The following is a 5,025-nucleotide window of genomic DNA, read 5'->3' as shown; positions in this document are numbered from 1 at the left end:
ACGCGCGTGCGCACCCTGTTCGAGGGCGGCTGGGTCGCCCAGGCTCAGGTCGACGTGGCCCAGAACGCCCTGTGCGCCGCCGAGGCTCAACTGGCCGAAACCCGCGCCGCCGAGGACGTGGCCCAGACCGGCGTGACCTCGGCTGTCGTCAGCCGCGGCTCGCTGGAGGCCGCCGTCGAGAGCGCCCGCGCCCAGGTGCGCCTGGCTCAGATCGACCTGGACAACACCCGCATCGAGGCCCCGCGCGACGGCCGCCTGGGCGAGATCGCCATGCGTCAGGGCCAGCAGGTCGCGGTCGGCACGCAGATGGCGGCCCTGGTCCCCGACGTGGTCTGGGTCACGGCCAACATGAAGGAGACGCAGATGCGCGACGTCCGCGTCGGCCAGCCGGTCGAGATCACCGTCGACGCCCTGGGCGGACGCGCCCTGACCGGCAAGGTCGAGCGCATCTCGCCCGCGACCGGCTCCGAGTTCAGCGTCATCCGCCCCGACAACGCCACCGGCAACTTCACCAAGGTGGCCCAGCGCATCCCCGTCCGCATCGCCGTCGATCCTGGCCAGGAAGGCGTCGAGCGCCTGTCGCCCGGCATGTCGGTGACGGCGCGGATCAAGGTGACGGAGTAGGCTCTGACTCTGATCCCGCTCATCCCGGCGGAGGCCGGGACCCAGTAAGAGCCGCGCGCTCCGCATCCGGCCACAAGGGGAGCTCTGGATCAAACCTATTTGTTTGAAGCCAAAGCACTGGGTCCCGGCCTCCGCCGGGATGAGCGGATCATTGTAGCGAACAGCTTGGAAGCTGCAGCTGCCGCCTGACTTCTTGTTGCAGCGCGGAAAACTTCACCTTTGCAGGGTTGCGTCAGCCTGACGCAGGCCGCATCTGGAGCCGATGAACAGCGCCCCGACACCGTCCGCCACGATCGAGGCCCCGCCGGCTCCCGCCAAGGGGCCGGGCTTCGCCGAATTCGTCTGCCTGATCGCCGTGATGATGGCGCTGAACGCCCTGGCGATCGACGCCATGCTGCCGGCCTTGCCCTACATCGGCGAAGACCTGGGCGTGACCAATGAGAACAACCGCCAGTGGGTCATCACCGCCTATCTGCTGGGCTTCGGCGTAGCGCAGCTGTTCTACGGCCCGCTGTCGGACCGCTACGGGCGGCGGCCCGTGCTGTTCGCGGGCATCGGAATCTATGTGGTCTTCAGCGTACTGGCCGCCTTCGCCCATACCTTCGACCTTTTGATCCTGTCGCGCATCGGCATGGGAATCGGGGCCGCCGCGACGCGGGTGCTGGCCGTCTCCATCGTGCGCGACCGCTATTCCGGGCGGACCATGGCGCGGGTGATGTCGCTGAGCTTCCTGGTCTTCCTGGGCGTGCCCATTCTGGCGCCCGCCGTGGGGCAGATGATCATGCTGGTCGCGCCCTGGCCGTGGATTTTCGGCGTCTTCGCCCTGTCGGGCGGCGCCTTCCTGATCTGGGCGGGTCTGCGTCTGCCCGAAACCCTGCACGCGGAAGATCGGATGCCGATCAACGTCGGCCGCATCGCCGGCGCCTTCCGCTTCGCCCTGACCAATCGGCAGGGCATGGGCTACACCCTGGCCATGACGGTCATCAGCGGGGCGCTGTTCGGCTTCATCAACTCCTCGCAACAGATCTTCTTCGACGTGTTCAAGGCGCCGGGCCTGTTCCCCGTCGTCTTCGCCCTGGTGGCGGCGGGCATCGCCGTGGCCTCTATCCTGAACGCGCGCCTTGTCGAGAAGCTGGGCTCGCGCCTGATCGCGCACACGGCCCTGATCGGCTTCATCGGTTTCAGCGCCCTGCACGCCGTCATCGCCTGGATGGGTCACGACAGCCTGTGGATGTTCGCGGCGCTGCAGGCCTGCAAGATGTTCTGCTTCGGCTTCATCGCCGGCAATTTCGGCTCCATGGCCATGGAGCCGATGGGCCATATCGCGGGCACGGCCTCCTCGGCCCAGGGCTTCATCTCGTCGATCGGCGGGGCCCTGCTGGGCTTCGCCATCGGCCAGCAGTTCGACGGCTCGACCGTGCCGATGACCGTGGGCTTCGTCCTGCTGGGCGTCGCGGCGTTGGCGCTGGTGCTGGCGGCCGAGAAGGGGCGGCTGTTCAAGGCGCATCACCTGCCGCCGCCCGCAGCAAAGGCTTGATCTTTCGGACGCGAGGGGGCCTTTTCGGGCGCATCTGAATACGGAGCGTTCGATGACCCTGAAGCTGGTCGGGCGGGTTTCCGCCCTTGCCCTCGCCGCCGCCCTCGCCACGTCCCTGGGCGCCTGCGCCACGACCGGAGAGATCACCCCCATGACCCCTCTGGTTCCCGCCGCGCCGGCCCCGGCCCACGCGACCGACTACGTCAACGACGCCCACTCCTACGCCCGCCCGGCCGAGGCGCGGGTGACGCACGTCGATCTGGACCTGGCCGCCGACTTCGCCGCCAAGACGTTGTCGGGCAAGGCGACGCTGGACGTGACCGGCCGTCCCGGCGCGACCGAGGTGGTGCTGGACGCCAAGATGCTGGACATCAAGGGCGTGACCGACGCTCAGGGCCGCGCCCTGCAATGGAGCCTGGGCGCGTCTGATCCGATCAAGGGCCAGCCCCTGACCGTGCGCATCCCGGCCTTCCAGGGCGGCGAGACGCAAAAGATCGTCATCGACTATTCCACCCGTCCCGACGCCTCGGCCCTGCAGTGGCTCAGCCCGCAGCAGACGGCCGGCGGCCAGAAGCCCTATCTGTTCAGCCAGGGCCAGGCGATCCTGACCCGCACCTGGATCCCGACCCAGGACAGCCCCGGCATCCGCCAGTCCTACAGCGCCCGCATCACCGCCCCCGCCGATCTGACCGTGGTCATGTCGGCCGAGCAGCTGACGCCGAAAGGCAAGGCGGCCGGCACCGGGACCAAGGCCTGGCGCTTCAAGCTGGACAACCCCATCCCGCCCTATCTGATCGCCATCGGCGTCGGCGACCTGGCCTTCGCCCCGTTCGACGAGCGCACGGGCGTCTGGGCAGAACCGAGCCAACTTCAGGCCTCGGCGCATGAACTTCAGCCGACCGCCGAGATGGTGGACGCGGCCGAGGCCCTGTACGGCCCCTACCGCTGGGGCCGCTACGACCTGCTGGTCCTGCCGCCCAGCTTCCCCTTCGGCGGCATGGAGAACCCCATGCTGACCTTCGCCACCCCGACCATCATCGCCGGGGACCGCTCGCTGGTCTCGCTGGTGGCGCACGAGCTGGCGCACTCCTGGTCGGGCAATCTGGTGACCAACGCCACCTGGGACGACTTCTGGCTGAACGAGGGCTTCACCTCCTATTTCGAGAACCGGATCATGGAGGCCGTCTATGGCCGCGACGCCGCCGTGCAGGAGCAGGTTCTGGCCTGGGGCGGGCTGCAGGACGAGTTGAAGGAACTGGCCCCGGCCGACACCCGTCTGCACCTGGAGCTGACCGGGCGCGATCCCGACGACGGCATGAACACCATCGCCTATGACAAGGGCGCCGCCTTCCTGCGGACGATCGAACAGATCGCCGGGCGCGAGGCGTTCGACGCCTGGCTGCGTGGCTATTTCGAGCGCAACGCCTGGCGGCCCATGACGTCGGAACGCTTCCTTGAGGACATCCGCACGCACCTGATCAAGGGCGACGCGGGCCTGGAGCAGAGGCTGCAACTGAACGCCTGGGTCTATGAGCCGGGCCTGCCGTCCAACGTCCAGGCGCCGGTGTCGCACGCCTTCGAGCCGGTCGATGCGGCCGCGCGCGCCTTCTACGTCGCCAAGGGCCCGGCCTCGGCCGTGCCGTGGAAGGAGTGGAACACCCAGCAGCGCCTGCGTTTCCTGTCGTGGCGTCCCGAGGGTCTGGCGGCGGGCGCCGACTGGCTGACCCCGGCCCAGCTGGCCGATCTGGAAAGCACGCTGAAGCTGGACCGCGAAGGCAACTCTGAACTGGTCTTCGCCTGGCTGCAGGCCGCCCTGGCCAACCGCTATGAGCCCGCTGTCGCCACGGCCGACCGCTTCCTGACCAGCCAGGGCCGGCGCAAATTCGTGCTGCCGCTGTTCCAGACCCTGTGGGCCGAGGGCGACTGGGGCCGCCCGATCGCCACGCGCATCTACGCCAAGGCCCGTCCGCTGTATCACCCGGTCACCAGCAACTCGGTCGATCAGGTGGTGGGGCGTCCGTAAGGCCGCCTAGAGGTTCGTCACCTCCGCCCCGTCCTCGCGCGCCAGCCGGTCCGCGAGGATGGAGCGATGGCAGCCGCAGGCGTCGGCCTCGAAGCACAGCAGGGCGACGCGCCGCTCGCCCGCGACATGGCGCAACTGCTGGAAGGCGGTCTCGGCGTCCGGTTCCTGCATATGGGCGCTGAAGACGGCGCGCATGGCGGCGACATCGCCCTTGCGCGCCGCGTCGCGCCCGGCCTTGGGGGTGCCCAGGGCGCGTAGCTGCAGATAGTCGAGCCCTTCCGCCTTCAGGCTTTCGCCCAGCACGGTCTTGGAAAAGCCGGCGATGCGCGATGAAGCCACCGCCCGCACGTCAGCGACCAGTTCGACGCCCGCCGCCTTCAGCCGGTCGATGATCTGGGCCTGCGTCGCGCCTTCATAGCCGATGGTGAACAGCTTCATGCGGCGATGATGCGCGCAGGATCGCTTGACGCCAAGCTCGGCTGAGGTTCCCCTGCGCCGCGACTGGAGGCGCTGATGATCCGAACCCTGAAGACCCTGTCCCTGACCGCCGTGCTGATGCTGGCGGCCGCGCCTGCGGCCTACGCCCAGAACCTGCTGATGGGGGGCGGGCCGATCCATACCGGCGACGAGGCCCGGCCGACCGCCGAGGTGGTGGTCGTGCGCGACGGGCGCATCGCCTATGTCGGCGCGGCTGCTGGCGCGCCCTCGGCCGACGGGCTGGAAGTGGTGGACCTGAAGGGGGCGGCGCTGTTCCCCGGCTTCACCGACGGCCACGCCCACCTGGACGGCATCGGCTGGCGCGAGACGACGCTGAACCTGGAAGGCTCCGCCTCGGTCGTCG

General features: G+C 69.2%; 5 protein-coding genes. 4 read left to right on the top strand and 1 reads right to left on the bottom strand.

Annotation, left to right across the window (positions count from 1 at the left end; all coding sequences use genetic code 11):
- The 3 genes from RT567_RS13380 to RT567_RS13370 form a co-directional block, all read left to right on the top strand.
- Positions 1 to 624: HlyD family secretion protein (locus RT567_RS13380; RefSeq protein WP_313576795.1), on the top strand; the 624-nt coding region annotated here is incomplete at its 5' end.
- A 262-nt stretch (positions 625 to 886) separates the two neighbouring features.
- Positions 887 to 2,161, top strand: a complete 1,275-nt coding sequence (locus RT567_RS13375) for a multidrug effflux MFS transporter (RefSeq protein ID WP_313576794.1) — start codon at positions 887 to 889, stop codon at positions 2,159 to 2,161.
- 52 nt (positions 2,162 to 2,213) lie between these two features.
- Entirely contained in the window at positions 2,214 to 4,184 is a 1,971-nt protein-coding gene (locus RT567_RS13370; protein WP_313576793.1) for a M1 family metallopeptidase, read from the top strand.
- A gap of 6 nt (positions 4,185 to 4,190) precedes the next feature.
- Here the strand turns inward: RT567_RS13370 and RT567_RS13365 are convergent, their stop codons facing one another.
- Positions 4,191 to 4,622 (bottom strand): DUF488 domain-containing protein, encoded by a 432-nt coding sequence (locus tag RT567_RS13365; RefSeq protein ID WP_313576792.1) that lies wholly within the window; start codon positions 4,620 to 4,622, stop codon positions 4,191 to 4,193.
- Positions 4,623 to 4,697: 75 nt separating this feature from the next.
- On the opposite strand from RT567_RS13365, the gene RT567_RS13360 reads away from it, so the two are divergent.
- On the top strand, positions 4,698 to 5,025 hold a 328-nt coding region (locus RT567_RS13360), incomplete at its 3' end, for an amidohydrolase family protein (protein WP_313576791.1).

The organism is Brevundimonas sp. (genome assembly GCF_032107865.1).
GTDB lineage: Bacteria > Pseudomonadota > Alphaproteobacteria > Caulobacterales > Caulobacteraceae > Brevundimonas.
This window is presented reverse-complemented; position numbering and strand designations above follow the sequence as displayed.

What these genes read in the sequence shown, in the direction of transcription:
- RT567_RS13370 (WP_313576793.1), top strand. Translation starts at nt 2,214, where the DNA reads ATGACCCTGAAGCTGGTCGGGCGGGTTTCCGCCCTTGCCCTCGCCGCC.
- RT567_RS13375 (WP_313576794.1), top strand. Translation starts at nt 887, where the DNA reads ATGAACAGCGCCCCGACACCGTCCGCCACGATCGAGGCCCCGCCGGCT.
- RT567_RS13365 (WP_313576792.1), bottom strand. Translation starts at nt 4,622, where the DNA reads ATGAAGCTGTTCACCATCGGCTATGAAGGCGCGACGCAGGCCCAGATC.